The 25,842-nt window shown below is 59.2% G+C and carries 32 protein-coding genes; 16 read left to right on the plus strand and 16 right to left on the minus strand.

All coding sequences use genetic code 11. From position 1 onward, the window contains the following. Positions 1 to 11 precede the first annotated feature (11 nt). On the plus strand, positions 12 to 452 hold the full coding sequence (locus HTT03_RS10770) for a F0F1 ATP synthase subunit epsilon (protein ID WP_174859786.1): 441 nt from the start codon (positions 12 to 14) through the stop codon (positions 450 to 452). Between the two features lie 113 nt (positions 453 to 565). Beyond that, positions 566 to 916 carry an H-type lectin domain-containing protein gene (locus tag HTT03_RS10775; RefSeq protein WP_174859787.1) on the plus strand — a complete coding sequence of 117 codons (351 nt, stop codon included), beginning with the start codon at positions 566 to 568 and terminating at the stop codon, positions 914 to 916. Between the two features lie 51 nt (positions 917 to 967). Here HTT03_RS10775 and HTT03_RS10780 read toward each other — a convergent pair whose 3' ends face one another. Next, positions 968 to 1,987, minus strand: a complete 1,020-nt coding sequence (locus tag HTT03_RS10780) for a ribose-phosphate pyrophosphokinase (RefSeq protein WP_174859788.1) — start codon at positions 1,985 to 1,987, stop codon at positions 968 to 970. 102 nt (positions 1,988 to 2,089) lie between these two features. On the opposite strand from HTT03_RS10780, the gene HTT03_RS10785 reads away from it, so the two are divergent. Together HTT03_RS10785 and HTT03_RS10790 are read left to right on the plus strand one after the other, a co-directional pair. Then, positions 2,090 to 2,686, plus strand: coding sequence for a 2-hydroxychromene-2-carboxylate isomerase (locus tag HTT03_RS10785; RefSeq protein ID WP_174859789.1), 597 nt, complete (start codon positions 2,090 to 2,092; stop codon positions 2,684 to 2,686). Next, on the plus strand, positions 2,683 to 3,480 hold the full coding sequence (locus HTT03_RS10790) for an alpha/beta fold hydrolase (protein ID WP_174859790.1): 798 nt from the start codon (positions 2,683 to 2,685) through the stop codon (positions 3,478 to 3,480). The genes HTT03_RS10785 and HTT03_RS10790 overlap by 4 nt, the downstream gene beginning before the upstream one ends. A gap of 4 nt (positions 3,481 to 3,484) precedes the next feature. Here the strand turns inward: HTT03_RS10790 and HTT03_RS10795 are convergent, their stop codons facing one another. The 7 genes from HTT03_RS10795 to HTT03_RS10825 all read right to left on the minus strand — a co-directional run bounded on the left by HTT03_RS10795 (position 3,485) and on the right by HTT03_RS10825 (position 8,808). Next, positions 3,485 to 4,519 carry a threonine aldolase family protein gene (locus HTT03_RS10795; RefSeq protein WP_174859791.1) on the minus strand — a complete coding sequence of 345 codons (1,035 nt, stop codon included), beginning with the start codon at positions 4,517 to 4,519 and terminating at the stop codon, positions 3,485 to 3,487. Next, positions 4,519 to 4,989, minus strand: a complete 471-nt coding sequence (locus HTT03_RS10800) for a YcgN family cysteine cluster protein (RefSeq protein WP_174859792.1) — start codon at positions 4,987 to 4,989, stop codon at positions 4,519 to 4,521. The genes HTT03_RS10795 and HTT03_RS10800 overlap by 1 nt, the downstream gene beginning before the upstream one ends. Continuing rightward, the gene (locus tag HTT03_RS10805) at positions 4,986 to 5,918 is read right to left on the minus strand and encodes a bifunctional riboflavin kinase/FAD synthetase (RefSeq protein WP_174859793.1); all 933 of its coding nucleotides are present in this window, start codon (positions 5,916 to 5,918) and stop codon (positions 4,986 to 4,988) included. The genes HTT03_RS10800 and HTT03_RS10805 overlap by 4 nt, the downstream gene beginning before the upstream one ends. 62 nt (positions 5,919 to 5,980) lie before the next feature. Further along, the gene (locus HTT03_RS10810; protein WP_174859794.1) at positions 5,981 to 6,424 is read right to left on the minus strand and encodes a MaoC family dehydratase; all 444 of its coding nucleotides are present in this window, start codon (positions 6,422 to 6,424) and stop codon (positions 5,981 to 5,983) included. A 90-nt stretch (positions 6,425 to 6,514) separates the two neighbouring features. Beyond that, complete coding sequence (locus HTT03_RS10815) at positions 6,515 to 7,387, minus strand: TIGR01459 family HAD-type hydrolase (protein ID WP_174859795.1); 873 nt, start codon at positions 7,385 to 7,387, stop codon at positions 6,515 to 6,517. A 49-nt stretch (positions 7,388 to 7,436) separates the two neighbouring features. After that, entirely contained in the window at positions 7,437 to 8,357 is a 921-nt protein-coding gene (locus HTT03_RS10820; RefSeq protein WP_174859796.1) for a manganese-dependent inorganic pyrophosphatase, read from the minus strand. A gap of 97 nt (positions 8,358 to 8,454) precedes the next feature. After that, the gene (locus HTT03_RS10825; RefSeq protein WP_174859797.1) at positions 8,455 to 8,808 is read right to left on the minus strand and encodes an MmcQ/YjbR family DNA-binding protein; all 354 of its coding nucleotides are present in this window, start codon (positions 8,806 to 8,808) and stop codon (positions 8,455 to 8,457) included. Between the two features lie 64 nt (positions 8,809 to 8,872). Here HTT03_RS10825 and HTT03_RS10830 point away from each other — a divergent pair, with 64 nt between their 5' ends. The 3 genes from HTT03_RS10830 to groL all read left to right on the plus strand — a co-directional run bounded on the left by HTT03_RS10830 (position 8,873) and on the right by groL (position 11,713). Then, a complete protein-coding gene (locus HTT03_RS10830; protein ID WP_174859798.1) occupies positions 8,873 to 9,553 on the plus strand; it encodes a DUF2161 domain-containing phosphodiesterase in 681 nt (226 codons plus the stop codon). 166 nt (positions 9,554 to 9,719) lie between these two features. After that, positions 9,720 to 10,007 carry a co-chaperone GroES gene (gene groES / locus HTT03_RS10835; protein WP_067267338.1) on the plus strand — a complete coding sequence of 96 codons (288 nt, stop codon included), beginning with the start codon at positions 9,720 to 9,722 and terminating at the stop codon, positions 10,005 to 10,007. A gap of 62 nt (positions 10,008 to 10,069) precedes the next feature. Then, positions 10,070 to 11,713: a chaperonin GroEL gene (gene groL, locus HTT03_RS10840; RefSeq protein ID WP_174859799.1), complete on the plus strand. Its 1,644-nt coding sequence runs from the start codon at positions 10,070 to 10,072 to the stop codon at positions 11,711 to 11,713. Here the strand turns inward: groL and HTT03_RS18980 are convergent. Then, positions 11,616 to 12,362: a histidine kinase dimerization/phospho-acceptor domain-containing protein gene (locus HTT03_RS18980; protein ID WP_425506322.1), complete on the minus strand. Its 747-nt coding sequence runs from the start codon at positions 12,360 to 12,362 to the stop codon at positions 11,616 to 11,618. The genes groL and HTT03_RS18980 overlap by 98 nt on opposite strands. Positions 12,363 to 12,780: 418 nt before the next feature. On the opposite strand from HTT03_RS18980, the gene HTT03_RS10855 reads away from it, so the two are divergent. Genes HTT03_RS10855 through HTT03_RS10865 form a run of 3 tightly spaced genes read left to right on the plus strand, consistent with a single transcriptional unit; the run spans position 12,781 to position 15,136 of the window. Then, the gene (locus HTT03_RS10855; RefSeq protein WP_174859801.1) at positions 12,781 to 13,536 is read left to right on the plus strand and encodes a sensor histidine kinase; all 756 of its coding nucleotides are present in this window, start codon (positions 12,781 to 12,783) and stop codon (positions 13,534 to 13,536) included. A gap of 54 nt (positions 13,537 to 13,590) precedes the next feature. Next, on the plus strand, positions 13,591 to 14,229 hold the full coding sequence (locus HTT03_RS10860) for a response regulator (protein WP_174859802.1): 639 nt from the start codon (positions 13,591 to 13,593) through the stop codon (positions 14,227 to 14,229). Positions 14,230 to 14,287: 58 nt separating this feature from the next. Continuing rightward, the gene (locus HTT03_RS10865; protein ID WP_174859803.1) at positions 14,288 to 15,136 is read left to right on the plus strand and encodes a DMT family transporter; all 849 of its coding nucleotides are present in this window, start codon (positions 14,288 to 14,290) and stop codon (positions 15,134 to 15,136) included. Here the strand turns inward: HTT03_RS10865 and HTT03_RS10870 are convergent. After that, positions 15,102 to 15,557 (minus strand): NUDIX domain-containing protein, encoded by a 456-nt coding sequence (locus HTT03_RS10870; RefSeq protein WP_174859804.1) that lies wholly within the window; start codon positions 15,555 to 15,557, stop codon positions 15,102 to 15,104. The two genes, HTT03_RS10865 and HTT03_RS10870, sit on opposite strands and share 35 nt — an antisense overlap. Before the next feature lie 102 nt (positions 15,558 to 15,659). On the opposite strand from HTT03_RS10870, the gene HTT03_RS10875 reads away from it, so the two are divergent. Continuing rightward, entirely contained in the window at positions 15,660 to 16,424 is a 765-nt protein-coding gene (locus tag HTT03_RS10875; protein ID WP_246253507.1) for an alpha/beta fold hydrolase, read from the plus strand. Continuing rightward, complete coding sequence (locus HTT03_RS10880) at positions 16,411 to 17,553, plus strand: alpha-D-ribose 1-methylphosphonate 5-triphosphate diphosphatase (protein ID WP_174859805.1); 1,143 nt, start codon at positions 16,411 to 16,413, stop codon at positions 17,551 to 17,553. Before HTT03_RS10875 ends, HTT03_RS10880 begins: the two co-directional genes overlap by 14 nt. A 3-nt stretch (positions 17,554 to 17,556) precedes the next feature. Here HTT03_RS10880 and HTT03_RS10885 read toward each other — a convergent pair whose 3' ends face one another. The 3 genes from HTT03_RS10885 to HTT03_RS10895 form a co-directional block, all read right to left on the minus strand. Continuing rightward, positions 17,557 to 18,627 (minus strand): 5-(carboxyamino)imidazole ribonucleotide synthase, encoded by a 1,071-nt coding sequence (locus tag HTT03_RS10885; protein ID WP_174859806.1) that lies wholly within the window; start codon positions 18,625 to 18,627, stop codon positions 17,557 to 17,559. Beyond that, a complete protein-coding gene (purE, locus tag HTT03_RS10890) occupies positions 18,620 to 19,105 on the minus strand; it encodes a 5-(carboxyamino)imidazole ribonucleotide mutase (protein ID WP_174859807.1) in 486 nt (161 codons plus the stop codon). The genes HTT03_RS10885 and purE overlap by 8 nt, the downstream gene beginning before the upstream one ends. A 96-nt stretch (positions 19,106 to 19,201) precedes the next feature. Next, positions 19,202 to 19,426 carry a YdcH family protein gene (locus tag HTT03_RS10895; RefSeq protein WP_174859808.1) on the minus strand — a complete coding sequence of 75 codons (225 nt, stop codon included), beginning with the start codon at positions 19,424 to 19,426 and terminating at the stop codon, positions 19,202 to 19,204. Between the two features lie 166 nt (positions 19,427 to 19,592). Here HTT03_RS10895 and HTT03_RS10900 point away from each other — a divergent pair, with 166 nt between their 5' ends. The 3 genes from HTT03_RS10900 to HTT03_RS10910 all read left to right on the plus strand — a co-directional run bounded on the left by HTT03_RS10900 (position 19,593) and on the right by HTT03_RS10910 (position 21,188). After that, a complete protein-coding gene (locus tag HTT03_RS10900; RefSeq protein WP_067267324.1) occupies positions 19,593 to 20,006 on the plus strand; it encodes an Hsp20 family protein in 414 nt (137 codons plus the stop codon). 4 nt (positions 20,007 to 20,010) lie between these two features. Beyond that, on the plus strand, positions 20,011 to 20,229 hold the full coding sequence (locus tag HTT03_RS10905) for a DUF1150 family protein (RefSeq protein WP_174859809.1): 219 nt from the start codon (positions 20,011 to 20,013) through the stop codon (positions 20,227 to 20,229). Between the two features lie 77 nt (positions 20,230 to 20,306). Further along, positions 20,307 to 21,188 carry a PhzF family phenazine biosynthesis protein gene (locus tag HTT03_RS10910; protein WP_174859810.1) on the plus strand — a complete coding sequence of 294 codons (882 nt, stop codon included), beginning with the start codon at positions 20,307 to 20,309 and terminating at the stop codon, positions 21,186 to 21,188. A gap of 90 nt (positions 21,189 to 21,278) precedes the next feature. Here the strand turns inward: HTT03_RS10910 and HTT03_RS10915 are convergent, their stop codons facing one another. After that, on the minus strand, positions 21,279 to 22,991 hold the full coding sequence (locus HTT03_RS10915; protein WP_174859811.1) for a bifunctional sulfate adenylyltransferase/adenylylsulfate kinase: 1,713 nt from the start codon (positions 22,989 to 22,991) through the stop codon (positions 21,279 to 21,281). Between the two features lie 195 nt (positions 22,992 to 23,186). After that, positions 23,187 to 24,191 carry a thioredoxin-disulfide reductase gene (gene trxB, locus HTT03_RS10920; protein WP_174859812.1) on the minus strand — a complete coding sequence of 335 codons (1,005 nt, stop codon included), beginning with the start codon at positions 24,189 to 24,191 and terminating at the stop codon, positions 23,187 to 23,189. A 203-nt stretch (positions 24,192 to 24,394) separates the two neighbouring features. Between trxB and HTT03_RS10925 the strand changes: the two genes are divergently transcribed. Next, positions 24,395 to 24,895: an Lrp/AsnC family transcriptional regulator gene (locus HTT03_RS10925; protein WP_174859813.1), complete on the plus strand. Its 501-nt coding sequence runs from the start codon at positions 24,395 to 24,397 to the stop codon at positions 24,893 to 24,895. Positions 24,896 to 24,897: 2 nt separating this feature from the next. Here the strand turns inward: HTT03_RS10925 and HTT03_RS10930 are convergent, their stop codons facing one another. After that, the gene (locus tag HTT03_RS10930) at positions 24,898 to 25,650 is read right to left on the minus strand and encodes a Hint domain-containing protein (RefSeq protein WP_246253459.1); all 753 of its coding nucleotides are present in this window, start codon (positions 25,648 to 25,650) and stop codon (positions 24,898 to 24,900) included. Positions 25,651 to 25,842: the final 192 nt, after the last annotated feature.

Below are 25,842 nucleotides of genomic sequence, written 5' to 3' on the forward strand. Positions count from 1 at the left end.
GAGCGCTGACAATGGCAGACACAATGCAATTCGACCTCGTTTCGCCGGAACGGCGGCTGGCATCGATGCAGGTGACGGCCGTGCAGATTCCGGGCACCGAGGGCGACATGACGGCCATGGCCGATCATGCGCCCACCATCACCACCCTGCGTCCGGGCCTTCTGCGCGTGGAAGGGCCGGAGGGCACGTCCGAATATGTCGTGACCGGCGGCTTCGCCGAAATCGGCGGTCAGGGCGGCGTGTCTGTGCTGGCGGAACGTGCCGTGGCGCGTGCCGACATGACGCAGGAGCAGATGGACGACATGGTGGCAGAGGCGCATGCCGTCTATACCCGCGCCAAGGACAACTGGGAGAACGAGCCCGGTCCCGTGGATGATGCGGCCAAGCTCTTGGCCGACATGGTTGCCGTTGGCGATCACATCGGGTTGTCGAGCAAGCAGCCGAACCTGTAATCCGTTCCTATCGCTTTAGAAAAGCCCCGCCTCGGCGGGGCTTTTTGCTTTTACACGCTGCGTCCCTGCGGCATCATATGCTGAACAAGATCCAGTGCAGGCCTAACATTCCTATGAAAAGACTCCGAAGCCATACGATCGGTGTGGACAGTGGCGATGTGATGCTTTTCTCGGACTATGAGGACGGCGGTCCAATGTGGACGGGCCGGGGCCAGCGCGAGCGTCGTCGCCGGGTCAACTTCTCAGAGCCGTTCCGTGAGACCCCTACGGTTCAGGTCAGCACGTCGCTATGGGACATCGATAGCAGCACAGTGATCCGCGCCGACGTCAGCGCCGAAGCGGTCACGGAAGCCGGTTTCGACATGGTGTTCCGCACATGGGGAGACACCCGTGTCGCACGGATACGCATCGCGTGGACTGCAATTGGGGCGGTAGGGGAAGAAGATGATTGGGCGGTAGACTGACGCGCCTATCAGAGCGGCGGGCAGCCCTGTAGGGCCGCCCTGCAGCAGTTCTTAGTCATGGTTATACATGCCGTCGTAGATCGGGCCCAAAGTCTCTGCCTCGAAGAGGGAGGAGACTGAGGTGCCGTTCCAGATGTTCAGGATCGCCTGGGCAAACATCGGCGCTGTTGGCACAATACGGATATTTGACGCCTTCTTGACCGCGGAGGTCGGGGCGATGCTGTCGGTAATGACCAATGATTTCATCACCGAATTGGTGATCCGCTCCACCGCAGGGCCGGACATGACGCCATGTGTGATGTAGGAATGCACTTCCTTCGCGCCATTTTCGAGCAGCACTTCGGCGGCTTTGCACAGCGTGCCTGCGGTGTCGCAGATGTCGTCCACGATCAGGCAGGTCTTGCCTTTCACATCACCGATCACAGTCATTTCGGCCACTTCGCCTGCCTTTTCGCGGCGTTTGTCGACGATGGCCAGCGGGGAGTTGATCCGCTTGGCCAGTTCACGTGCGCGGGCCACGCCGCCGACATCAGGGCTGACCACCATCAGCTCGTCCATGCGGTCTTTGAAGGCGTCTTTGATATCGAGTGCGAAAATCGGCGAGGCGTAGAGGTTATCGACCGGAATGTCGAAGAAGCCTTGGATTTGAGCGGCGTGCAGATCCATGGTCAGGATGCGTTCGATGCCGCTGCCGGTCAGCATATTGGCCACCATCTTGGCGGTGATCGGCGTGCGTGCCTTGGTGCGGCGGTCCTGACGGGCATAGCCGAAGTAGGGCAGGACGGCCGTGACACGGGCCGCCGAAGACCGGCGCAGCGCGTCGGCCATGATCATCAACTCCATCAGATTGTCGTTCGCAGGGTTCGACGTCGGTTGGATGATGAACATATCCTCGCCGCGCACGTTCTCATACACTTCGACGAAAATCTCGCCGTCGTTGAACCGTTCGACCCGCGCATCGACGAGTCCCACGTTAACGCCGCGGTGCAGCGACATGCGCCGCGCAATGGCCTTGGCAAGCGGCATATTGGCATTGCCTGAGATCAGTTTTGGTTCTGAAGTGCGTGGCATAGGGGCTCCGGGGCAGCGGTAGGTTGCAGATTCGTGACGTTGACACCGCTTAGCATGGGCTTACGGTCGGGCAAAGCTGCACCGCCCCCAAAGGAGAGCCAAATGGCCCGGATCGATTATTTTTTCGCAACCCTGTCGCCCTATTGCTACCTCGCCGGGAACCGACTTGAGGCGATTGCCGGAAAACATGGGGCCGAGATCGTCTATAAACCTTTTGACATCGTGGCCGCCTTTCCCCGAACCGGCGGGCTGTCCCCGGCGGAGCGTCATCCGAGCCGCAATGAGTACCGCGCCCAAGACTTGCCGCGCCAAGCGCGCAAGTTGGGGATGCCCTTTAACCTCAAGCCAGCACATTGGCCAACCAACGGTGCGCCAGCAGCCTATGCGGTGATCGCAGCGCAGAACGCAGGCGGGGGTGATTTGGGTAAGCTGACCCACGCGATTACCCGCGCGGTTTGGGCTGAAGAGAAGGACATCGGCCATGAGGACGTGGTGCGCGACTGTTTGACCGAAGCAGGTTTCGATCCCGATCTGACGAACAGCGGGCTGCTGCAGGGGGCAGAGACCTATGCTGCCAACCTTGAGGAAGCGGTCGCTCAAGGCGTCTTTGGTGCGCCTTTCTACATTGTGGGCGATCAGAAATTCTGGGGGCAGGACCGGCTGGAAGACCTCGATCTGCATCTTGGGGGGAAGCTGTGATTCCCGAAATCAACGCGCGCCGCTTTGGCTATGGCCCGCGCCCGGCTTTGGCGATCCACTGTTCGCTCGCACATTCCGGCGCTTGGCGTGGCATGGGGGAGGCGCTCGCCGATGATCTGACTCTACGCGCCTTTGATCTGCCGATGCATGGCAAGTCTGGCGACTGGGGTGGGCAGCGCAATATCCATGACGTTGCCACCGATATGGCGCTGAGTTTGCTCGAAGCGCCGATGGATCTGATTGGCCATTCCTTCGGGGCAACCGTCGCGCTGCGGCTGGCGATCGAACACCCTGAACTGGTCCGCAGCATGACACTGATCGAGCCGGTCTATTTTGCTGCGGCGAAACAGGATGATCCCAATGTGCTGGCCGAATACAACGATCAGAACGCAGCCTTTGAGGCGGCACTGGCCGAGGGCGATAATGAGACCGGCGCCCGTCTGTTTAATCGGGTCTGGGGCGATGGGACGAAATGGGACCAGATACCAGCACCGACCCGCGCCTATATGGTTGATCGGATCGGTTTCATCCCGGCCTCTTCGCCTTTCCTTGGCGAAGACAGCGCCGGGTTGCTCGCGCCGGGCATGTTCGACCGGGCATCAATGCCAGCTTTGCTTGTCGAAGGGAGCGCTTCCCCCAAGGCGGCCCACGCGATTAACGATTCGCTAATGCGTCGCCTTCCGAACGCGCGGCGCGTATCTGTCGATGGGGCAGGGCATATGGTGCCGATTACCCACCCTGCCGAAGTCGCCGGAGCGGTGCGCGAATTTCTGAACGACGTGCCGCTGGCGTGACGGTTTAGAAGTGGCCTAGGAACTGGTCGATCTGGTCGCGACTGATCGACCAATCGCAAACCATCCGAGCGGCCAACATCTCGTCATCTTCACCGTCCAGCGTGCCATCCCAGAGGTAATAGTGCGCGCCAGCCTCATGCAGCTTGCGGTGAATGGCGCGGGGGAAACGGGCGAAGATCATATTGGCCGCGGGTTCATGCAGAAATTCCGCGCCCGCCCTGCGCAGCCCCTCGGCCAAATAGGCCGCACTGGCATTAGCGCTCTTGGCCGTTTCCAGCCATAGGTCGTCCGCAAGGTAGCCTGCCATTTGCGCCGAAAGGAAACGGTGTTTGGAAAAGAGATGCGCCCCCCGTTTACGCCGCAGTTCGAATTCCCACGCTTTCTTAGGGTCGAAAAACACCACTGCCTCGACGCCCATGCAGCCGTTCTTGGTCCCGCCAAAGCTGACCACATCAACGCCTGATTTCCACGTCATCTCCGCCGGGGTGCAGCCCAAAGCCACCAGTGCATTGGCAAAACGCGCGCCGTCCATGTGCACGGGCAAGTCGTATTCCTTGGCCACTGCTGTGAGAGCTTGCAATTCATTGAGGCTGTGGACCCCGCCGCGTTCGGTCACTTGGGTGATCGAAACCGGGCCGCGTTGCGGCGCATGCACGTCTCCCGCCACGCGGGCCGTAATGGCGCGGCGCAGGCCGTCGGGGGTCATCTTGTCGTCAGTGTCCACCAGCGTCAGCTTGGCCGCCCCGGCATAGAATTCCGGCGCGTTGCATTCATCCTCTTCGATATGCGCGACCTTTGAGCAAAAGATCGTCTGCCATGGCTGGGTGTAGCAGGCGAGCGCCAGCGCATTGGCCGCCGTGCCAGTGGCAACGAGGAAGACCTCCGCCTCGGGGGCCTTAAACTTCTCACGGATCTGGCTGCGCACCTCATCCATGATCGGGTCTTTGCCGTAGGGCATCGCGTAATCGGTATTGGCCGCGATCACGCGTTCCATCACCTTAGGGTGGACGGGACCGGCGTTGTCAGAGGCAAAAAACATCAGGTAGGCTCCTCGATAATATGGTCTTCCCATTCTTCGAACGGGGTATCAAATTCGGAAACGGTATCAAATTGCACGCTGACCCCGGCGTCATGCACGCTGTCGGGGGTGCCGGTCAGCAGAGGGTGCCATTCAGGCAGCGGTTTGCCTTCCCACAGCAGGCGGTAGGCGCAGGTCTGGGGCATCCAATAGGCATGGGTGTCAAGGTTGTCGGGCCGCAGCACGATGCAGTCGGGCACGAACTCATGCCGGTTTTCGTAATGGACACAGCGGCAGGTGCTATCGTCAAGCAGGCGGCAGGCAACGCGGGTCAGGGCGACTTCACCGCTGTCTTCGTCTTCAAGCTTGTTCAGGCAGCATTTTCCGCAACCATCACAGAGCGCTTCCCATTCGGTCTGGGACATCTCCGTCAGGGGCTTCTTTTCCCAGAATTCTGGGGTCAGGCCCTTGCGGGGGATTGGGTCGCTCATAATGCCGCCAGAATGGTTCGGGCGCGGTCGCAGTCGGCTTCCATCTGGATGATGAGCGCGTCGAGGTTGTCGAACTTCTCTTCGCCGCGCAAATGTTCGACCAAGCCGACCGACAATGGCGCACCATAGAGGTCGCCTTTAAAATCAAACAGGTAGGTTTCGAGGTTAGCTTTGTTCTCTCCGAACATGGGCCGTACGCCGATGCTGGCAGCTCCGTGGTAGCTGCCCTGATGCGGCCCCTCCAACACGTCGACCAACACCGCATAGACGCCAAAGGCAGGCGGATGCAGACCGTCGATGGACATGTTCGCGGTGGGGAAACCCAACTCACGCCCGCGCTGCTCGCCTGAGATCACCGGCCCGTCGATGCGGTGCCAATGGCCCAACATTGCAGCGGCTTCGCGGGGGGCGCCGCGGCTTAACGCCTCGCGGATCGCGGTCGAAGATACGGTCAGATCATCGCGTTCCATCAGCGGAGCAATGGTGACGCCAAAGCCATATTCCTCGCCAAAGCGCACAAGGTCTTCTGCCGTGCCAGCGCGACCTTTGCCAAAGCAGAAGTCAGCGCCCACAACCACATGGGCCAGCCCCAGCCCTTCGTGCAGCACATCGCGGGCGAAAGCTTCTGGCGAGAGGCCCGCCAACGTGCTGTTGAACGCGAGTTCGTAGAGCCGCTTAACCCCGATCTTCTCCAACCGATGCGCACGGGCCTCGCTTCCCATTAGGCGGAAGGGCGGGGCGTCGGGGGCGAAATACTCGCGGGGATGCGGTTCAAAGGTGACAACGCCGAGCGGCGCGTCGGGGGCGGCGCTTTGGGCCAGCTCGATCACAGACCGATGGCCAAGGTGAACGCCATCGAAATTGCCAATCGCAGCGGTAGCACCGCGATCTGGCAGGTCGACGAATTGATAATCTCGGATGATCCGCATGCGCCTTGCCTAGCGGCGCGGCGGCGCAAGGGCAAGATGCTCAGACAGCGAAAACCGCCGCTTCAGTCGAGCTTGGCCGAAGGCGCGAGCACGGTGGCTTCACCCACCAGCACTGGTTTGCCATGAACCGAGCAGCGGCAATCCATTTTGACGCGGCGCTTGGCGATATCCATCTCCGTAACGGTGACTTCGGCCAGCACCATGTCGCCGGGGCGCACGGGGCCGAGGAATTTGAGCGATTGCCCGAGGTAGATTGTGCCATGCCCGGGCAGTTGTTCACCGATCACAGCGGAGATCAGGCCCGCTGTCAGCATGCCATGTGCGATGCGGCCTTCAAAGATCGTTTCGCGGGCGTAGTCGTCATCCAGATGCACTGGGTTGTGATCAGTCGAAACCTGCGCGAACATTTCGATATCCATATCGGTCACGATCTTGCGCAGGTGGCGGGTCATCCCGATTTCGATGTCTTCAATGCAAATTGTCCCGCGCGGCATATTGTCCAACATGACAGCTCCTTGGCAATAAAATGACGCGAGAATGTGCGCCGTGGCAACTTTATTACTTCGCAGTCGCAGAAAATCAAGTCGTTTCTGAGTTCAGCGCAGGAAACCAATCGCGTAAGTAGGAGCCGACGCTTCGCGGTCGAGGTAGGCGCGCAGCTTCTCTTCGTCCGGTTGCCGGGTGGTAGCAGTCTCTGCTGCAGCCAGCCCGCCAGTGATGAAAAGCGAATCGATGCCTTCGTCAATCGCGCCTTTGACGTCCGTCAGGATGCCATCGCCAATGGCGAGGATGCGGCTGTCAGGAATGTCGACCTCAAGTGCCGCAAGACGACGACGGGCTAGGTCATAGATCGGCGCGTGTGGCTTGCCGAAATAGAGGCTTTCACCCCCCATTTCGGTATAGAGCGCGGCGAGGGCGCCCGCGCACCATTCGCGCACCTCGCCCCGGTCCACGACGATATCGGGATTGGCGCAGAGCAGTTTCAGCCCGCGGGCGATGGCTTGCTCGAACTCGGGGCGCATTGCTTCCGGGTCGGCCATTGGGTCAACAGGGCCGGTACAAACGATGCCTTCCGCGTCTTCGAGCGGGACGGTTTCCACTTTCACCGGGTTGTCGAGGATCGCCAGTGGCTCGAAAAACTTGCGCTCTCCGGGGTGGCCGATGAACCAGACCTTTTCACCCACCGCACCCCGGAACATGGCGGAACGCGCGGAATCGCCGGAGGTGGCAATGCTGTCCCATGCGTCTTCCGGCACGCCGAATTGCTGCAACTGTTTCTCTACGCCCGCGCGGGGGCGGGGGGAGTTGGTGACCAGCACGACCTTGCCGCCTGTTTGACGGTAGGTCTGCAAGGCCGCCACCGCATCAGGAAGCGCTTTGCGTCCGTCATGCACACAACCCCATAGATCGACAAACAGCGCGTCATATTGATCGGATACATCGGGCAGAGCGGAGATAATGCGGGTCATGGGCGGCCTTTCAAAAAGCGTGGGCGGGCATTTGGCCCGCCCGATTGGCTTACATCTTGAGGTTGGGGATGATCTGCTTCTTGCGGCTCATCACACCGGGGAGCACGACCGTGTCGCCAGATACTTGAGCGCCAAAGCTCTGCTCGGCGATGTGTTTGACCATGTCGTTTGGCACGAGTAGCGTCGCTTCTTCCTTAAGGATATCGACGATGAAAAGAAGAACCTGCGCGGCACCGTCTGCTTCTGCCACTTTCGGCATCTCTGCCATCAGCGCGCCTTTACGCTCCAACAGCGGCGCGGGGGAGGTGGTTTCCAAAACGCTCACGCGGAGGTTGGTGCCGTCGAGGTCGAACTCCTTGCTGTCCATGCGTAGCAGTTCCGCTTCGCTGAAGGAGGAGACATCGGATTTCGCCGCGAACATTTCTGCCGCGTAGTCAGCGATATCAACACCCAAATCCTGCGCGATGTCATGGGCAATCGCACGGTCTTCTTGGGTGGTGGTCGGGCTGCGGAATTCCAGCGTGTCTGACAGGATGCAAGACAGGGCCGCCGCTTTGACGCCGCGCGGAGCCTGCGCCCAGTCTTTGCCGATCATTTTGTACATGATCGTCGCGGTGCAGGCGAGGGGCTGGATGTTGATCTCGATCGGGCCGCGTGTTTCCAACCCGGCCACCAGACGGTGGTGGTCGATGATGCCGGTGATGTCGGCGTCGTTGATGTTATCGGGCAGTTCGGCGGGGTTGTTGGTGTCGACGATGACAACTTTCGTGTCGGCCTCAAGCTCGGTCAGGATTTCCGGCTTATCAAGGTTCCATTTGTCGAGCACGAACAGCGCTTCGGTGTTTGGCTCACCCAGCAGGACCGGCTTGGCGGGAATGCCCTTGATCTCATTGAGATACCACGCCCAAACGATGGGGCTGCCAGTGCTGTCGGTGTCGGGGGATTTATGGCCAAAAACGAGCGTTGTCATGGATGTTCCTGTCTATTCGGGTGAATTTGCGGGCCTTATAGCAGGTTGAATAGGCTTGTCACGCGTGCCTGCCGCATTGCGGCATTGCGTCGAGAGCTTAGATTCCCAGTTCTGCGCGTTTCTTTTTCGAAAGGGCGGCGACGATCATGTCATAGGAGGCGTGGATATGCTCGCGCAGGCTGTCGTCGCTCAAGCCCGGTTCGGCGTAATGCTGTATCCACTTAAGCCCGCGTGACGCCAGATAGGGTGCGGGACGCAAGCCGGGGCTGTCGGAAAGCACTTCAAAGCCCAGTTCCGTAACCTTGAAGGTAAAGGCCGGCGCATCCTCGGCCCAGCCGCAAATGGCAAAGACCTTGCCGCCCACCTTCCACACGTCCGCGTTACCCCATTGCACGACATGGGTCGTCTGGGGCAGGGCGGCGCAGAAAGCGTTAAATTCGTCGCGGGTCATCAGGCCACTTTAGGGCCGGGCAGCCCCTTTGCATAGCGCCGCGCGATGGGGCAAGTTGCCCGTCATGAGCAGCCCGCGCGAAACCGATCTTTACCCGCCGATCAAGGCATTCCTTGAGGATCAGGGCTATGTGGTGAAGGCCGAAGTGGGGGCGGCAGATGTCGTGGCAGTGCGCGGGGCCGAGCCGCCGGTGGTGGTGGAGTTAAAACTCGGCTTCTCGCTGGCGCTGTTTCATCAATGTCTGGCCCGGCTCAAGGTTTCGGACGATGTCTACCTTGCCGTGGCCCGCCAACCGGGCAAACGCTTTGCCAAAGCGGTGAAGGATAACGTCACGCTGGCGCGGCGGCTCGGGTTGGGGCTGATCACCGTGCGGCTCTCGGACGGTTTGGTTGAGGTGCATTGCGATCCCGGCCCCTATGCCCCGCGCAAGAATACCAAACGGGCGGCGATGCTGCTGCGTGAGTTCGCGCGGCGGCAGGGTGATCCGAATGACGGCGGGCAAACCCGCGCAGGGTTGGTCACCACCTACCGGCAAGACGCGCTGAAACTGGCGGTCTATCTGTTCGAGGCGGGAGCAAGCAAAGGCGCGGATGTGGCGCGGGCTACGGGTGTTTCGACAGCAACCCGCATGATGCGGGACGATCACTACGGCTGGTTTGAAAAGGTGGACAAAGGCATTTACGGGCTGACCCCCACGGGGGCAGACGCCGTGGCCACGGCAGGGCGGATCTTGGGCACCGATTAATAGTTCCAATGCGCTCAAAATTTTTCAACGCCGTTGTTGACAGAACTCAGAACGCTCCTTAGCTATGCCTCGTTATCACTCACATGGGTCGAGTGCTAACGGCTGCACCCCTCGGACGGAGGGGGTGGCTTGGAAGAGTAACTTTGAGCCTTAAGGAGCTGCAAAGATGGCATTGAAACCGCTTCATGACCGTGTGCTGGTAAAGCGCACAGAAAGCGAAGAGAAAACCGCCGGCGGGTTGATCATCCCCGATTCCGCCAAGGAAAAGCCTTCCGAAGGTGAAGTCGTGGCTGTCGGCACCGGCGCCCGCAAAGACAACGGCGAGCTGATCGAAATGGCCGTCGCACCCGGCGACAAAATCCTGTTCGGCAAATGGTCCGGCACAGAGGTCACCGTCGACGGCGAAGAAATGCTGATGATGAAAGAAAGCGACATCATGGGGATCATCGCGTAAGCCACCGGCTTGCCGAACCCTGACGACGCTCACATCAATCCAAGATTTTAGGAGAAGACAACATGGCTGCTAAGGACGTCAAATTTGACACCGATGCCCGCAACCGGATGCTCAAGGGTGTAAACATCCTTGCCGACGCGGTGAAAGTCACACTCGGCCCCAAAGGCCGGAACGTGGTTCTGGACAAATCCTTCGGCGCACCGCGCATCACCAAAGACGGTGTTTCCGTGGCGAAGGAAATCGAACTGGAAGACAAGTTCGAGAACATGGGCGCACAGATGGTCAAGGAAGTCGCTTCCCGGACCAACGACGAAGCCGGTGACGGCACCACCACCGCAACCGTTCTGGCCCAAGCCATCGTGCGCGAAGGCATGAAATCGGTTGCCGCTGGCATGAACCCGATGGACCTCAAGCGCGGCATCGATCTGGCGACTACCAAGGTCGTCGAAGCGATCAAAGCTGCTGCCCGTGACGTGTCCGACAGCGACGAAGTCGCGCAGGTCGGCACCATCTCCGCCAACGGCGAAAAAGAGATCGGCCGTCAGATCGCAGACGCGATGCAGAAAGTCGGCAACGAAGGCGTGATCACCGTCGAAGAGAACAAAGGTCTGGAAACCGAGACCGATGTCGTCGAAGGCATGCAGTTCGACCGCGGCTACCTGAGCCCCTACTTCGTCACCAACTCCGACAAGATGACTGTCGAGCTGGAAGACGCGATCATCCTGCTGCACGAGAAGAAACTGTCGAGCCTTCAGCCGATGGTTCCGCTGCTCGAGCAGGTGATCCAGTCCCAGAAGCCGCTTTTGATCATCGCCGAAGACGTCGAGGGCGAAGCCCTGGCGACTCTCGTCGTGAACAAGCTGCGTGGCGGTCTGAAGATTGCCGCTGTGAAGGCGCCGGGCTTCGGTGACCGTCGCAAGGCGATGCTGCAAGACCTCGCAATCCTGACCGGTGGTCAGGTGATCTCCGAAGACCTCGGCATGAAGCTCGAGTCCGTGACCATGGACATGCTGGGTTCGGCCAAGAAAGTGTCGATCACCAAGGACGAGACCACTGTCGTTGACGGCGCTGGCGAGAAGGCCGAAATCGAAGCCCGCGTGGCTCAGATCCGCAACCAGATCGAAGAAACCACGTCCGACTACGACCGTGAGAAGCTGCAAGAGCGCGTTGCCAAACTGGCAGGCGGTGTTGCCGTTATCCGCGTCGGCGGCATGACCGAAGTCGAAGTGAAAGAGCGCAAAGACCGCGTTGACGACGCCCTGAACGCGACACGTGCCGCTGTTCAAGAAGGCATCGTCGTTGGTGGTGGTGTTGCTCTGGTTCAGGGCGCCAAGAAGCTGGAAGGCCTCACAGGCGACAACAACGACCAGAACGTCGGTATCTCCATCGTCCGCAAGGCGCTGGAAGCACCGCTGCGTCAGATCGCTGAGAACGCTGGTGTGGACGGTTCGGTTGTTGCCGGCAAGATCCGCGAAAGCGACGACCTGAAGTTCGGCTTCAACGCACAGACCGAAGAATATGGCGACATGTTCTCCTTCGGCGTTATCGACCCGGCCAAAGTTGTGCGCACAGCACTGCAAGACGCGGCCTCGATCGCCGGTCTCCTGATCACCACCGAAGCGATGGTTGCCGACAAGCCCGCCAAAGAGGGCGCAGCCCCCGCGGGCGGCATGCCTGACATGGGCGGCATGGGCGGCATGATGTAAGCCAGCCCAATCGGCCTGAGGACGGAGGCGTGCCAGAAATGGCGCGCCTCTTTTCGTTTGTGGCGGATAAGATGACACCTGCTTTTTCGTGCGCCATCGCGTTTTGTTTTGGCGGGGCGGTCGATCTGACCGCCGACCAAAGGTCTGACTGCTCGGCATCATGATGTTTGATGGCGTTGGAAAGTAGGTTCCCCAGTATCTGTTGAAGGGGCGTCAAGAGCACGGCCACCGGTTCCTCTGGCCCATTGAATGTGACCATGAAACATCCCTTAGGATGAACGCCGTGCGCAAGTTCCCGAACTAAACGATGCAGGCTGACCTGCTCGGCCGCGGGTTCTTTCTGACCTGCGCGGGCGTAATCCAAAAGATCATTCAACAGGCGGTTCAAGCGGCCAATTCGTTGCTGCAACATGCAAAGATAGGCTTGGCTTTCGGCGCTCAGGCTATTCTGCTCATCCTCAATGACCCATACGCTCAATTCATGCACCGCCCGTAACGGCGAACGCAGTTCATGCGCCGCGACATAGGTGAATTTTTCCAACTCGATGTTTGAACGTCGCAATTCTTCGGCATTACGCCGGAAGACCACTAAGGCCCGCGCCATCTCTCCTAACTCATCTCGCCCTTTAATAGGGATCGGGTGCGTCAGGCGGACCGTTTTTTTCGATCCCTTCCGACCTGAACATTATAACAACGGCGGAGTCCGCAAGGCCTATTCCGCCCCTTTCCTCGACGTGCAGCGTGCAGCGTGCAGCGCTTGAGGGAGCGATCCCTGATCTCTACCTCAAAGGGCAGCCGGACTATTTTCAAGCGCTTGGCGATGGGTTTGATCGCGCATTGCAGGGGCAAGTCAGCCCAGAAATTGCTTTGGCGGGGGTGGCACAGAAGTGGGAACTAATCACAAGTCGCGGGGGGCGTAACGCGCAGGTTAAATGATGGCGTCAACTGCGTGCGAAATACCCACCGGCGGCTCAGCGACTGTTACGTGACCTTGTTTGAATGTCTCCCTGTTTAACTTGAAGTCAACTTTGCAGGCATAATAGGGAGGAGAGCAGCCGAGAGAGCTTATGCCACAACAGCTTTTAAACCACGCCGCACCGCCGCGATTGGCGATCAGCGCGCAACCTCAAGCCGCAGCAGATGTGGAGGAGTTTATCTACCTCATCAGCCATGATGTGCGTAGTTCGGTCCGGGCTTTGCTAGAGTTGCCTCAATGGATTGCCGAAGACCTTGAGGAGGCGGGTTTTAAGCTTGATGGGCCGGTCGCGGAGTCCATTGCATTGATGAACCGTCACACACGACGGTTGGATCGTATGCTAGTCGATCTGTTGACCTATTCTCGCGTGGGAAGGATGCAAACGGTTTCAAAGGTCGAACTGAGCGCTGCGCTGGATCATGTCCTTGAATCTATATCTTTGCCGCGCGGGTTCGCAATTGATTGTAGATTTGATTGCCCGTCCATCGTGATGGGCGACCGTGACCTGCAAACCCTGCTGTTTGCGCTGATTGATAATGCCGTCAAACATCACGATCGCGATGAAGGTCGAATCACGGTGACCAGCCGCCGTTATAGGGGCGCGGTTTACATTGCGGTAGCCGATGACGGGCCGGGTATCGCTCCTGAGTTCCACGACCGCGTATTCCAACCCATGACCACTCTCCGCCCTCGCGATGATGTTGAGGGTACCGGTCTGGGGCTGGCAAATGTGGCGAAAATAGCAGGGCTTTATGAAGGCGCTGTTCAACTTCTTCCTCTACCGCGCGAGCGCGGCACTTGTGTTGAAGTGCAGCTTTACCCCGGCAGGATGGCTGAGAGTGAGTGAGATGTGGGCGCTTCGATGTGCTGCGCCATTGATCCAAGATGCGGAGGCAGGGTGATGCAGCTTCAGAAATTGGCGGGTATGGAAATTTCGCCGCTGCGTGGGATTCGGGTGCTGTTGCTTGACGACAGCGACTATGATCGCCAGCGTATCCGCCGGCTTGGCGCGCGGATCGCAGATTTTCCCCTGACATTGGATGAAGTTGCGACTTTGGCAGAACTGGAAACTGCGCTGAAGCACGAAATCTATGACGTTATTCTGGTCGATTATCGCCTGGCCGAAGGCACCGGCTTGCAAGCACTTGATAGGATATCAGCCACGGCGACACATTATGGTGCCGGACGCATTATGATCACCGGGCGTGAAGATATCGACGCAGCAGTCAAAGCGATGCGCAGCGGTTGCCATGATTTTTTGCCGAAAGATACGATGAGTGCCGAAGTCCTGCGCGATGCGATGCTAAATGCGATATCTTTGGCGCGCCGAAATGCGTATGTGCAGCAACAGATGGCTTTGCAGCGCGAAATCTTTCGGGACTGTATGGTGGCCACGCTAAAAGATTCCGAAGTCCGCAATAGCATCGGCGCAATTGTTCAGACAGAACTGGCATATCGCTCAGGCGCGCAGGCAACAGACGGTATGATCGCGGCGATGGCTAATGCTGACGAGTTCATTTTCCGTGCAAGCGCAGGTTAGTCCCTAGAACCAACATCCGGGCTTGGCGCGGCGCAGCGTGATGGCTAAGCCCTTTGTTATGAGAATATTCTTTTTGACCACGGTAGCCATGGTCGCCTTCGCCGCCAATTCAATCCTAACCCGCATGGCGGTCGAGCCGGGACATATCGATCCTGCGGGTTTTGCGCTTTTGCGGGTTGCGGCCGGGGCGGCAGTGCTGACGATATTAGTGGCGGTTCGTGGGGATAGGTTGCCGTTGTTTCGGCGCGAGCGAATTGCGGGTGCGCTCAGCCTTGCGCTTTATATGATCGGCTTCAGTCTGGCCTATCTCACCCTTGATGCGGGACTTGGAGCTTTGATCCTGTTTGGCGTGGTACAAATCGCGATGTTCGGACATGGTGCGCTGGTTGGATCAACGCCGACCGGGCGACAGGTGAGCGGGGCCGCGGTCGCATTCAGCGGGTTGATACTCGTGCTTTGGCCGTCCGGGGGCGGCAGCACCGATTTGGTGGGAGCTGGTCTTATGGCGCTGGCCGGTCTGGGTTGGGCGGCTTATACGATCATCGGTCGCGGGGCAGGAAATCCATTGGCCGTGACGGCGGCCAATTTTCTGCTTTGCCTTCCGTTGATGCTGCTTTTGCCGCTGCTCTTTGGCGCGACATTCAGCACGACAGGTATCGCGCTTGCTGTTCTTTCGGGGGGCGTCACCTCGGGACTGGGCTACGCTCTGTGGTACGTTGTTCTGAAACAGATTGATGGCGGCACCGCAGCCGTGGCGCAGCTTAGTGTGCCGATCATTGCCATTTTGGGCGGCGTTGTGATGCTGGGCGAAGCGGTGAGCGCGACCCTGCTGTCGGCCGCGGCCTTGGTATTGGGAGGCATCCTCTGGGCGCTTAGCGCAAAATCGGTTCGAGCGGATCATAGGTAAGCGCGCCTACCGCGCCGAAAGCCACATCGCCCAGACTGTCAGGCTTATGCGGTATCTGCTCAAGCTCGGCACGGGTGACCCAACGACGATGGGTGACCACCGCTTCGCTGTCCTTCCAATTCGGGTCGATGGCAGCTGTGCCCTGCAATGTGCAACGAAAGTAGATGTCGACTTGATGAAACGCGCCGCCGGGGTCGTGAAACTCATTTACAAGACAGGGAGCGCCGACGTGGATCCGCAGACCGGTTTCTTCGAAAACCTCGCGTACCAGATTGTCAGGCAACGATGCGCCAGCCTCTACCCCGCCGCCGGGTGCGCACATCAGGCCCAGGTGGTTGTCAGGATAGGCGTTAACCAGCAGCAGCCGATCATCGTGTATAATCACAGCGCGGGCAGCCAGTCGGGGGCAGGGGCGGGGCATCGGCAGACTTTCGTCATGGTTAACCGCAAGACCATTTCACACCTCGCGCAATCAGTCTATCTGAAGGGCATGATGCCTCGTATTCCATCTCTCCTTGCTGCCATGTTCTTGGGTTTGCCCCATGCCTTTGCGGCGACTGATGCGCCGCGCTGTGTTGTGCTTTTGCATGGGCTCGCGCGGACCGAAACCTCTTTCGCGGTCATGGAGGCTGCGCTTGAGGCTGAGGGCTACCGTGTGGTGCGGCCCGGTTATCCCTCCACCAAAGCCGCGATTGCTGACCTTGTCACGCGTACAATGCCGGATGCGGTCGAAGCCTGTGGCACTGCGCGGATTGATTTCGTAACCCACTCCATGGGGGGTATTTTGGTCCGCAAATGGGTCGCTGAAGTGGGCGCTGATCGGGTGGGGCGCGTGGTTATGCTGGGGCCGCCGAACCACGGCAGCGAGGTCGTGGACGAACTGGTCGAAAACCCGGCCTTCACGTGGCTGAATGGCCCAGCCGGTGCGGAGATTGGCACAGACGATGAGGCCCTGCCGAACCAGTTGCCGCCGGTGACATTCGAGCTGGGGGTGATCGCCGGCTCTCAGTCGCTGAACCCCTATTTCTCCAGCCTTCTGCCGGGGCCGGATGATGGCAAGGTGTCGGTCGCATCGACCCGCGTCGCGGGGATGAAAGATCATATTGTGCTGCCCGTGACCCATACGTTTATGATGAACAATCCCCGGGTGATCGCGCAGACCATGGCCTTTCTCGAAACTGGGGCGTTTGACCGCTCGATGACGTGGTTTGAGGGTGTGCTTGATGCGATCGGCTGTCCCGACGGGGGCTGTTTGCCAAAATTAGGGGACGATGATGCCAAACCTTGATTTTGTTGGCGGCGAGGTGTTGCACCCACAGGGGTTCAGCCGCGCACCGTTGTCCATCGCTCAGGGTGAGATCACCAATACGCGTGTTGGGCGCGAAGTCGATCTTTCAGGGTTTCAGGTGTTGCCGGGGATCGTTGATCTGCATGGCGACGGGTTTGAGCGGCACCTTGCCCCTCGGCGGGGGGCGATGAAACAGCTTTCCGAGGGGCTGGTGGCCGCCGAAGCGGAACTCGCGGCCAATGGCATTACCACCGCCGTTCTTGCGCAATTTGTAAGCTGGGAGGGGGGGCTGCGGGGGTTAGAGTTCGCCGATCAAGTCTTTACCGGCATTCGCGATACGGCGCCTCAATTGGTCACAGACCTGCGCCCGCAACTGCGCTTTGAAACCCATATGCTGGACCTTTACGCCAGCTTGCCAAAACGGTTGGAGGATTGGGGCGTTGGCTATGTGGTCTTTAACGATCACCTGCCGCATGACCGTTTGGCACAGGGCAAAACCCCGAAACGTCTGGTCGGGCAGGCCCTTAAGGCAGGGCGCAGTCCGGAAAGCCATCTGGCGCAGATGCAGGCGATGCACGCGCGGCGGGCTGAGGTTCCTGCCGCGTTGGATGCGCTTTGTGCAACACTTGCAGCGCGTGGCGTTCGGATGGGAAGCCACGACGATCAGACCGCGGAGAGCCGCGCCGAGTGGCGGGCCCGGGGGGTAACATTGGCGGAGTTTCCTGAAACTCATGCGGCGGCAGAAGCAGCGCATGCAGCAGGGGATAGGGTGATCATGGGCGCTCCCAATGTGGTGCGCGGTGGATCGCATAACGGCAATCTGTCGGCTTTGGACCTGGTTAGCATGGGGCTGTGCCATGCGTTGGCGTCAGATTACCATTACCCATCGCCGCGTCGGGCGGCGTTGCTGTTGGCACGCAGCGGGGTGCTGGATTTAGCAGACGCTTGGGCGCTGGTGTCATCTGGTCCGGCAGAGGTGTTGGGGCTCACGGATCGCGGCACGCTCGGGCCGGGCAAGCGCGCTGATATTGTAATCCTCGACAAAGCCACCGGGCGTGTTGCGGCGACTTTCGCGGCGGGGCGCGTCAGCTATATGTCAGGGGAAATCGCAGAGCGCTTTGCGGCCTGACGTTTAGTCGCGAATGATGCGGTTAACATGGCCCATTTTGCGGCCCGCTTTGACGTCGACCTTGCCGTAAAGATGCAGCGCTGTATCACCAGCGCGGGCGAGGTCGGGCACACGGTCGATATCATCGCCAATAAGGTTGGTCATTACCACATCCGCATAGCGCTGCCCGTCCCCAAGCGGCCATCCGGCCACAGCGCGGATATGCTGCTCGAACTGATCCACGGTGCAGCCGTTTTGGGTCCAGTGGCCGGAATTATGCACCCGCGGTGCGATTTCGTTGACGATTAAGCCCTGCGGGGTCACGAAAAGCTCCACCCCCATAACGCCTATGTACTCAAGCGCGTTCAGCACGCGGCCAGCCAACAGCACCGCATCTGTACGCTGCGCGTTGCTGACCCTCGCGGGTACGGTGGTGGTATGCAGGATGCCATCCCGGTGGACGTTTTCGCCGGGGTCGAAACAGGCGACTTCGCCCGTGGCGGAACGGGCTGCGATGACGGAAATTTCGGCGGTGAAGTCCACGAACCCTTCGAGCACTGAGGGTGCATCATTCATCTCGACCCATGCGCTGTCGAGGTCCACTTCGCCTTTCAGCCGCATTTGGCCCTTACCGTCATATCCGAAACGCCGGGTCTTGAGGATCGCAGGCGTGCCGATCTGCGCGACAGCGGCTTTGAGCGTTGCGGCGTCGGTCACATTGGCGAAAGGCGCAACACGCAGACCGAGGTCGCTGAGGAATGTCTTTTCCGTCAGTCGGTCTTGGGAAATACGCAGGGCTTCGCGGCCCGGACGGATGGGGGTGATCGCCTCAACCACATCAAGCGCTTCGGTCGGGATGTTCTCAAACTCATATGTGACGATATCGCAGGCATGGGCGAAAGCCTCGAGCGCTTTGTGATCATCATAGCCCGCCGTCGTTACCGCATGGGCGACATCGGCAGCAGGCGGATTGGCGCCCGGCTCAAAGATATGGCTGCGAAAACCAAGCCGCGCGGCGGCAACCGACAGCATACGGCCCAATTGCCCGCCGCCCAGAATACCAATGGTTGCGCCGGTTTGCAGGGGGTCAGTCATGCGGCACCTCGGGGATCGAAGCACTAAGCGCGTTGCGCCAACCGTCCAGCCGTTTGGCAAGATCCGGGTCTTGCAGGGCAAGGATGCTCGCCGCCATCAAGGCCGCATTGGCCGCGCCTGCCGCGCCGATTGCCATGGTTGCAACCGGATAACCACGTGGCATTTGCAGAATGGAATAAAGCGAATCTACACCCGAAAGCGCCTTGGTCTGCACTGGTACGCCAATCACCGGCAGGCGGGTTTTGGAGGCCATCATTCCCGGCAAATGCGCGGCTCCGCCAGCGCCAGCGATAATCACTTGCAGCCCACGCTCCGCTGCCGTCTTGCCGTAGTCCCACAGCCGGTCTGGCGTGCGATGCGCCGAGACGATGCGCGATTCAAAGGCGATGTTCAACTCGTCCAGCAGGGTTGCTGCTTCGCGCATGGTGGCCCAGTCGGACTGAGATCCCATGATGATGCCAACCGGGGGCGTGGTCATTTCGCTGGGCCTTCTCTTGGTGGATCAAAGCGCGCACTATACTCATCATCGACCACGTGGCAACGGCGTTTGCCTATGGCGGAAAGGGATAGTGCGTCAGGCGATGATGTCGGGGGTCAATCGGTCTTCGATCTGAGCGATCAGATCCTTCAGGCGCAGTTTGCGCTTTTTAAGCCGTTGCAGCGTTAACTGGTCGCTGGTTCCCTTGTCAGCAAGGGCCTGAATGGCGTCATCAAGGTCGCGGTGCTCACGTTTAAAGACCTCAAGCTCCACACGCAGCACTTCGTCCGTTTTCATCGACAGATCAGTAGGGGCATTCATGGGCAGGTGATTCCGTTAGGGCTGCTGAACCCTGAATATAAGCGGTTGAGATCATTTGGCATAGCCCTTGCACCGCCCCCAAAGCCCCCCCATATTCAGTGCAACGGGTCGCCAAACGTGGGGCCTGTAAGAAACACTGTCGCTTGACCTGATAAGGACGTGTCGCATGACGAAACTTACGCTTGCCTCTTACCCGCATATGCTTGGGTTTGAACAATTGGAACGTGTGCTTGAACGCAGCGCAAAGGCCGGAAACGAAGGTTATCCGCCGTTCAACATCGAACAAACTTCGGACTACAGCTACCGAATAACGCTCGCTGTTGCGGGTTTTTCGGAACAGGATCTGTCGATAACCGTTGAGGATAGACAGCTCGTGATCCGTGGGCGTCAGTCTGACGATGGCGAAGACAGGGTGTTTTTGCACCGTGGAATTGCTGCGCGACAGTTTCAGCGCTCGTTCGTTCTGGCCGATGGGGTCGATGTGGGCGAAGCCGTGATGGAGAATGGTCTGCTGCATGTCGACCTGACCCGCGCCAAGCCTGAAACGGTGGTTCAAACCATCAAGATCAAGAAGGGGTAATATCATGCAAGACGCAATCACCCACGGAAATGACCGGATGGTCTATGTAAAGACCATCGCTGTCACCGATCTCCCGCGCGAAGTGCGCGATCAGGCTGAAGGGCTTGAGCTTCTTTACGCGGTTCACGATGCCGAAGGTCAGCAACTGGCTTTGGTTGGCGACCGCAAGTTGGCATTCGCGCTGGCGCGAGAGCATGACTACAAGCCAGTATTGGTGCATTGACGCAGCAGACGACCAATGTAACCTGAACCCTAGCCAAGGCCGCAGCCCTCTGCGGCCTTTCTGTTGAGGGTAGGGTGATGAAATACGAGTTCGACTGGGTAGACGCATTTACGGACCGGGTGTTCGGCGGCAATGGATGCGCCGTGGTACACGACGGGGCCGACCTGTCTGACGAAACCTGTCTCGCCTACGTCCGCGAGACCTCGCTCGTCGAATGTACGTTCACTGGCCCGTCGCAAATCGCTGACTTTAAGGTCAAATACTACCTTGCGAGCCGCGAAATTCCCTTTGCCGGGCATCCTACGATCGCCACCGTTGCAGCACTGCGGCACCGGGGCTTGGTGGGAGAGGGGCCCTTGCGGCTTGAGACCGGGGCAGGCGTTGTCGAGGTCACGGTGACGGGTGAGCAGATTGCCATGACCCAAATCGCACCGGAGTTTGGCCAGAAGGTTCCTGCAGAGGTCGTGGCGGCGGTCGGGGGCATTTCACCGGGTGCTATTGTGGCTGCGCCGCAGGTTGTGTCCACCGGGCTGCCCTTTTGCATTACTGTACTGAAAGACCGCGCCGCGTTAGATGCACTGCGGCTCGATCTGGATGCGCTTGAGGCTTACAATCGCTTATTGGGGCAGCCCAGCAATGATATGATGGAGCCCTTCTGGGTGACGCTCAACGGCGCGACCGAGGCGGGCGACACGTTTGCGCGCTTACTGCTTGCGCCGCCAAGCCCGCCCGAAGACCCCTTTACCGGATCGGCCACCGGCGCGATGGCGTCATATCTCTGGGCGCATGGGTTGATCGACAAGCCGCGGTTCACGGCGGAGCAGGGGCATGGCATGGGGCGCCCCGGGCGTGCCGAGGTGGAGGTACTTGGGCCACGTAATGCGATCACTGGCGTCCGCGTGGCAGGGCAAGGGCGTGTGGTGATGTCGGGTGATGTCTTTATGCCTGAGCCAGAATGAACGAAAGCAGGCAGTGCGGGGTTTGCCTCCTTCGCAAACGCAAAACGCAGCCCCAAGGGGCTGCGTTTTCGTTTGGTCTGAACAGGATGATTAACCTGCGATCAGACCCATGTTTTCCAACTTCAAAAGCACCTGATGCGCACAGTTGTCGACGTCGACATTTTCAGTATCCAGCACCAGCTCTGCATTCTGAGGCACATCGTAAGGGTCTGAGATGCCCGTGAACTCTTTGATCTTGCCTTCACGCGCCAGTTTGTAGAGCCCTTTGCGGTCACGGCGTTCACACTCTTCGATCGAAGTAGCGACATGCACTTCGACGAAGGCACCGAAGTTTTCTACATCCTCACGCACAGCGCGGCGGGTGGTGGCATAAGGCGCGATCGGCGCACAGATAGCGATGCCGCCGTTCTTTGTGATCTCGGAGGCGACATAGCCAATGCGGCGGATGTTCAGGTCACGGTGCTCTTTCGAGAAGCCCAACTCGGAGGAGAGGTTCTTGCGCACGATGTCACCATCGAGCAGCGTCACCGGACGGCCACCCATCTCCATCAGCTTGACCATCAAGGCGTTCGCGATGGTGGATTTGCCCGAGCCGGAGAAGCCAGTGAAGAAAACAGTGAAACCTTGCTTGGAGCGTGGTGGCGAGGTGCGACGCAGTTCTTTGACCACCTCCGGGAAGGAGAACCACTCAGGGATCTCAAGACCTTCACGTAGGCGACGGCGCAGCTCGGTGCCGGAGATATTGAGAATGGTAACGTTGTCGCGGTCTTCGATCTCGTCATTGGGTTCGTACTGGGCGCGCTCCTGCACATAGACCATGTGTTTGAAGTCGACCATTTCGATGCCCATCTCTTCCTGATGCGCCCGGAAGAGTTCCTGCGCGTCATAGGGGCCATAGAAATCTTCACCGGCGGAGTTTTTGCCGGGGCCTGCGTGGTCGCGGCCTACGATGAAATGGGTACAGCCGTGGTTCTTGCGGATCAGACCGTGCCAAACAGCCTCACGCGGGCCAGCCATGCGCATGGCGAGGTTCAGCAAACTCATGGAGGTGGTGGCCGCTGGGTACTTGTCAAGCACCGCTTCATAGCAGCGCACGCGGGTGAAGTGATCTACATCGCCGGGCTTCGTCAGGCCAACAACAGGATGAATCAACAGGTTCGCCTGTGCTTCGCGGGCGGCCCGGAAGGTGAGCTCCTGATGCGCGCGGTGCAGCGGGTTGCGTGTCTGGAAAGCGACGACGCGGCGCCAACCTAGCTTGCGGAAATAGGCGCGCAGTTCATTGGGCGTGTCGCGGCGGGCGCGGAAATCGTAATGCACGGGCGGCTGGATGCCGGTCACCGGGCCGCCGAGGTAGACGTTGCCTGCCTGATTGTGCAGATAGTTCACTGCCGGATGCGCTTCGTCGTCTGCGCCAAAAACCTTCTCGGCTTCACGCGACTTGTTTGGCGTCCAGCGGTCAGTCACGGTCATGGTCGCGAGGATCACACCCTCTTGATCGCGCAGGGCGATGTCCTGACCTAGTTCCAGCTTCTCGGCAAAGGCCTCGCTGACGTCGAGGTTAATCGGCATGGGCCAGAGTGAACCATCCGCCAGACGCATGTTTTCAACAACGCCGTCATAGTCCTCTTCGGTCAAAAACCCTTTGAGCGGGTTAAAACCGCCGTTCATCAACAGTTCCAAGTCACAGATCTGCCGGGGGGTAAGGTCGAGGCTGACGAGATTTCCTGCCTCTACTTTTAGCTTCTGCGCGGATTCGTAGGAGACGTAGAGTTCGGAAATCGGGGCGAGGTTGTTTTGCATCATATCTATCACTTTTGGCAACGAGTAGAGGGCTGGTCTCAGTAAAGCCGCCTTAACGCCTGAAGGCGAAGGAAGTCTATAGCACCGTGGAGCAGCATGCGAAGAAGCACAAGTATTCCCGGCGCACCATATTAGTCGCGAAAGCGTAAGGATAAAAAAGGCAGCAGCAGAACACTATCCGCCTTCTCAAACGTTGTGTTAGACGCTTTCCTTAACTTCTGCGCCATACCCGAGCGGCAAGGAGGTATCTTTGCCGTCATCATCGCCGACTTTTGCAAGAAACCGCTCAGCTTCGAGCGCGGCCATACAGCCCATTCCGGCAGACGTGACAGCTTGACGGTACTTGTGATCGGTCAGATCGCCTGCCGCAAAAACGCCCGGCACAGAGGTTTCGGTGCTGTCAGGCTTGGTCACGACATAGCCCCCCATGTGGGTCTCAAGCACGTCCTTAACCAGTTCATTCGAAGGTGCGTGGCCAATTGCCACGAAGACGCCTTTGGCCGGGATGTCGGTGATCTCGCCGGTCTGAGTGTGTTTGACCTTCACACCCTCCACGCCGAGCGGGTTGTCTGTACCATAGACTTCGTGCAACTCGTGGAACCACAGCGGTTCGATCTTAGGGTTTTTCATCAGCCGGTCGATCAAAATCTTTTCCGCGCGCAACTCGTCGCGGCGATGAACCAGTGTCACCTTGGAGGCGAAGTTGGTCAAAAACAGCGCCTCTTCGACAGCAGTATTGCCGCCACCGATGACCACGATCTCTTGCCCGCGGTAGAAAAACCCGTCGCAGGTGGCGCAGGCCGAGACGCCGAAGCCTTTGAACTTCTCTTCCGACTCCAGCCCTAACCATTTCGCCCGCGCGCCCGTCGCAAGGATCACCGCATCGGCTACATAGGTCGTGCCGCTGTCACCCTTGGCGTGAAAGGGGCGGCTGCTCAAATCCAGATTGGTGATGATATCGCCGATGATCTCGGTCCCCATCGCCTTAGCGTGGTCCTGCATGCGAAGCATCAGGTCTGGGCCTTGCACCTCACTGTCGCCGGGCCAGTTTTCGACCTCGGTGGTCGTGGTCAACTGGCCACCCGGTTCGATCCCCTGCACGAGGATCGGGTTCAACATTGCTCGGCTGGCATAGACGCCTGCGGTGTATCCTGCGGGGCCGGAGCCGATGATCAGTACCTTGGTATTACGTGTTTCGGCCATCTGGCGCCCCCGGGCTGTCATTGATAATGCCCGTCTCATATAGCGATCTGAGCAAGGCCGTTAAACCCCTGCTGTATCACGCTAGAGTTTACAAGCTTCCCCCAGCAACACCACCTCAAGCGCGAAGAATCTTGCGCTGTTGTGAAACTTTATTGCGTGCGTCCGGCAGGCTGCTATAAGAATCGAAAATCACTGAGGGTATTATGGCAGGCACGCGACTAGATCCAATCGACCGAATGATACTGGCAGAGTTGCAAGCGGATGGCCGTATGACGAATGTCGAACTCGCGAAACGGGTTGGTATTTCTGCGCCGCCCTGCCTGCGCCGGGTCCGCACTTTGGAAGAACACGGCTATATCAAAGGCTATCATGCCGACGTCGATGCGCGGGAACTGGGGTTCGAAGTGCAGGTCTTTGCCATGGTCGGTCTGGCCAGTCAGGCGGAGGCTGATCTTAGCGCATTTGAAGAGAAATGTCGGGGCTGGCCCTTGGTACGTGAATGTCACATGCTCAACGGCGAGGTTGATTTCATCCTCAAATGCGTCGCCCCCGACCTGTCTAGCTTTCAAAGCTTTTTAACCGGGCAGCTGTTGACCACACCCAATGTCGCCAGCGTCAAGACAAGCCTCGTGATCCGTGGCGCGAAGGATGATCCGGGCGTGCCGTTTGATGTATTGGAAGCGCGGTTGGCCACAGCGCCATAGGTCTATTGCGCGGCATCCTCGCTTGGCGCAACAGGCGCCCGGGGATGGGCGAGCGGGCCGAAATCCGTCGCATGGCCGATCTGTGGAAACATGGACAAAAACCTGTCACGAAGGTTTTGCGAAATGGCCCTTGTTGCATGGGCACCGGGATGAAACGTCTCCATCTCAAGCCCCCCGGCCTTTGTCACTGCGTGCCGTGACAGACAAATGTGGAACAAGCGCACTGGCGTGGGCGGCACGACTTCGATCACATTGACCCCATCCACAAATTCGCGAACCGGTGTCAGCAAACGGGTGCCGCCGGCTTCGGCCCGCAGGTGGTGGGCTGTGTGCAACACGCGGGCGGCGGGGCCGACGGTCAGGAAAGAACTGGGGCGATCTTGGCCAAAACTGTCGGGCATGATTCTAACCAGAGGCATCCGTCGTCCCGCGTCCGCTGGGACAAAATTGCTCGATCCGATCCAAATCAGCTGCGCAGGCTCGCCCGATGAAGTGTTGATCATATCGCCGGGTTGGAGGTCTTCGATCGCCACATCACCTTGAACCGTCTGGATCAGCGTACCACGCGCAAAAGCCGCAAAGGCAGATTCGAAAAGCGGCAGGGCGGGCGCGTGGTCTTGGCCAATGAAAAGCGAGCCATCTGCCCTGAGTGCTGCGATCTCATAGTTGCGCATTGGCACCGGGCCTGCGCGGTTTTCTTCACCGTCAAAAGCGCTCATCGGGCGACTGGCCGCAATGGTTGCGGAAGCTGTCATTTCGAAACCTTTCGATCGGTCACAGCCGCGATGGGGCTAACCGGCGGCGCAGATATAAAGCGACATTGGTTCATTGGGTCTGTCAGATCAATTCGCCACGTTCGCGGCGCATTGTCAAAGTCTCCGAGACATTGCTGCCGCGTTTTGGTTCAATTCGACGAACTGGCGAGGTCTGTTTCCGTACGACTGCAG

The organism is Sulfitobacter maritimus, assembly GCF_013346665.1.
Lineage (GTDB): Bacteria > Pseudomonadota > Alphaproteobacteria > Rhodobacterales > Rhodobacteraceae > Sulfitobacter > Sulfitobacter maritimus.

What these genes read in the sequence shown, in the direction of transcription:
- HTT03_RS10810 (WP_174859794.1), bottom strand. Translation starts at nt 6,424, where the DNA reads ATGTTGGACAATATGCCGCGCGGGACAATTTGCATTGAAGACATCGAA.
- HTT03_RS10930 (WP_246253459.1), bottom strand. Translation starts at nt 25,650, where the DNA reads ATGACAGCTTCCGCAACCATTGCGGCCAGTCGCCCGATGAGCGCTTTT.
- HTT03_RS10915 (WP_174859811.1), bottom strand. Translation starts at nt 22,991, where the DNA reads ATGATGCAAAACAACCTCGCCCCGATTTCCGAACTCTACGTCTCCTAC.
- HTT03_RS10885 (WP_174859806.1), bottom strand. Translation starts at nt 18,627, where the DNA reads ATGACTGACCCCCTGCAAACCGGCGCAACCATTGGTATTCTGGGCGGC.
- HTT03_RS10860 (WP_174859802.1), top strand. Translation starts at nt 13,591, where the DNA reads ATGCAGCTTCAGAAATTGGCGGGTATGGAAATTTCGCCGCTGCGTGGG.
- HTT03_RS10785 (WP_174859789.1), top strand. Translation starts at nt 2,090, where the DNA reads ATGGCCCGGATCGATTATTTTTTCGCAACCCTGTCGCCCTATTGCTAC.
- HTT03_RS10825 (WP_174859797.1), bottom strand. Translation starts at nt 8,808, where the DNA reads ATGACCCGCGACGAATTTAACGCTTTCTGCGCCGCCCTGCCCCAGACG.
- purE (WP_174859807.1), bottom strand. Translation starts at nt 19,105, where the DNA reads ATGACCACGCCCCCGGTTGGCATCATCATGGGATCTCAGTCCGACTGG.
- HTT03_RS10865 (WP_174859803.1), top strand. Translation starts at nt 14,288, where the DNA reads ATGAGAATATTCTTTTTGACCACGGTAGCCATGGTCGCCTTCGCCGCC.
- HTT03_RS10905 (WP_174859809.1), top strand. Translation starts at nt 20,011, where the DNA reads ATGCAAGACGCAATCACCCACGGAAATGACCGGATGGTCTATGTAAAG.
- HTT03_RS10855 (WP_174859801.1), top strand. Translation starts at nt 12,781, where the DNA reads ATGCCACAACAGCTTTTAAACCACGCCGCACCGCCGCGATTGGCGATC.
- HTT03_RS10830 (WP_174859798.1), top strand. Translation starts at nt 8,873, where the DNA reads ATGAGCAGCCCGCGCGAAACCGATCTTTACCCGCCGATCAAGGCATTC.
- HTT03_RS10805 (WP_174859793.1), bottom strand. Translation starts at nt 5,918, where the DNA reads ATGCGGATCATCCGAGATTATCAATTCGTCGACCTGCCAGATCGCGGT.
- HTT03_RS10910 (WP_174859810.1), top strand. Translation starts at nt 20,307, where the DNA reads ATGAAATACGAGTTCGACTGGGTAGACGCATTTACGGACCGGGTGTTC.
- HTT03_RS10875 (WP_246253507.1), top strand. Translation starts at nt 15,660, where the DNA reads ATGTTCTTGGGTTTGCCCCATGCCTTTGCGGCGACTGATGCGCCGCGC.
- HTT03_RS10925 (WP_174859813.1), top strand. Translation starts at nt 24,395, where the DNA reads ATGGCAGGCACGCGACTAGATCCAATCGACCGAATGATACTGGCAGAG.
- HTT03_RS10900 (WP_067267324.1), top strand. Translation starts at nt 19,593, where the DNA reads ATGACGAAACTTACGCTTGCCTCTTACCCGCATATGCTTGGGTTTGAA.
- groL (WP_174859799.1), top strand. Translation starts at nt 10,070, where the DNA reads ATGGCTGCTAAGGACGTCAAATTTGACACCGATGCCCGCAACCGGATG.
- HTT03_RS10800 (WP_174859792.1), bottom strand. Translation starts at nt 4,989, where the DNA reads ATGAGCGACCCAATCCCCCGCAAGGGCCTGACCCCAGAATTCTGGGAA.
- HTT03_RS10780 (WP_174859788.1), bottom strand. Translation starts at nt 1,987, where the DNA reads ATGCCACGCACTTCAGAACCAAAACTGATCTCAGGCAATGCCAATATG.
- HTT03_RS10895 (WP_174859808.1), bottom strand. Translation starts at nt 19,426, where the DNA reads ATGAATGCCCCTACTGATCTGTCGATGAAAACGGACGAAGTGCTGCGT.
- HTT03_RS10795 (WP_174859791.1), bottom strand. Translation starts at nt 4,519, where the DNA reads ATGTTTTTTGCCTCTGACAACGCCGGTCCCGTCCACCCTAAGGTGATG.
- groES (WP_067267338.1), top strand. Translation starts at nt 9,720, where the DNA reads ATGGCATTGAAACCGCTTCATGACCGTGTGCTGGTAAAGCGCACAGAA.
- HTT03_RS10820 (WP_174859796.1), bottom strand. Translation starts at nt 8,357, where the DNA reads ATGACAACGCTCGTTTTTGGCCATAAATCCCCCGACACCGACAGCACT.
- HTT03_RS10870 (WP_174859804.1), bottom strand. Translation starts at nt 15,557, where the DNA reads ATGCCCCGCCCCTGCCCCCGACTGGCTGCCCGCGCTGTGATTATACAC.
- HTT03_RS10880 (WP_174859805.1), top strand. Translation starts at nt 16,411, where the DNA reads ATGCCAAACCTTGATTTTGTTGGCGGCGAGGTGTTGCACCCACAGGGG.
- trxB (WP_174859812.1), bottom strand. Translation starts at nt 24,191, where the DNA reads ATGGCCGAAACACGTAATACCAAGGTACTGATCATCGGCTCCGGCCCC.
- HTT03_RS10770 (WP_174859786.1), top strand. Translation starts at nt 12, where the DNA reads ATGGCAGACACAATGCAATTCGACCTCGTTTCGCCGGAACGGCGGCTG.
- HTT03_RS10815 (WP_174859795.1), bottom strand. Translation starts at nt 7,387, where the DNA reads ATGACCCGCATTATCTCCGCTCTGCCCGATGTATCCGATCAATATGAC.
- HTT03_RS10775 (WP_174859787.1), top strand. Translation starts at nt 566, where the DNA reads ATGAAAAGACTCCGAAGCCATACGATCGGTGTGGACAGTGGCGATGTG.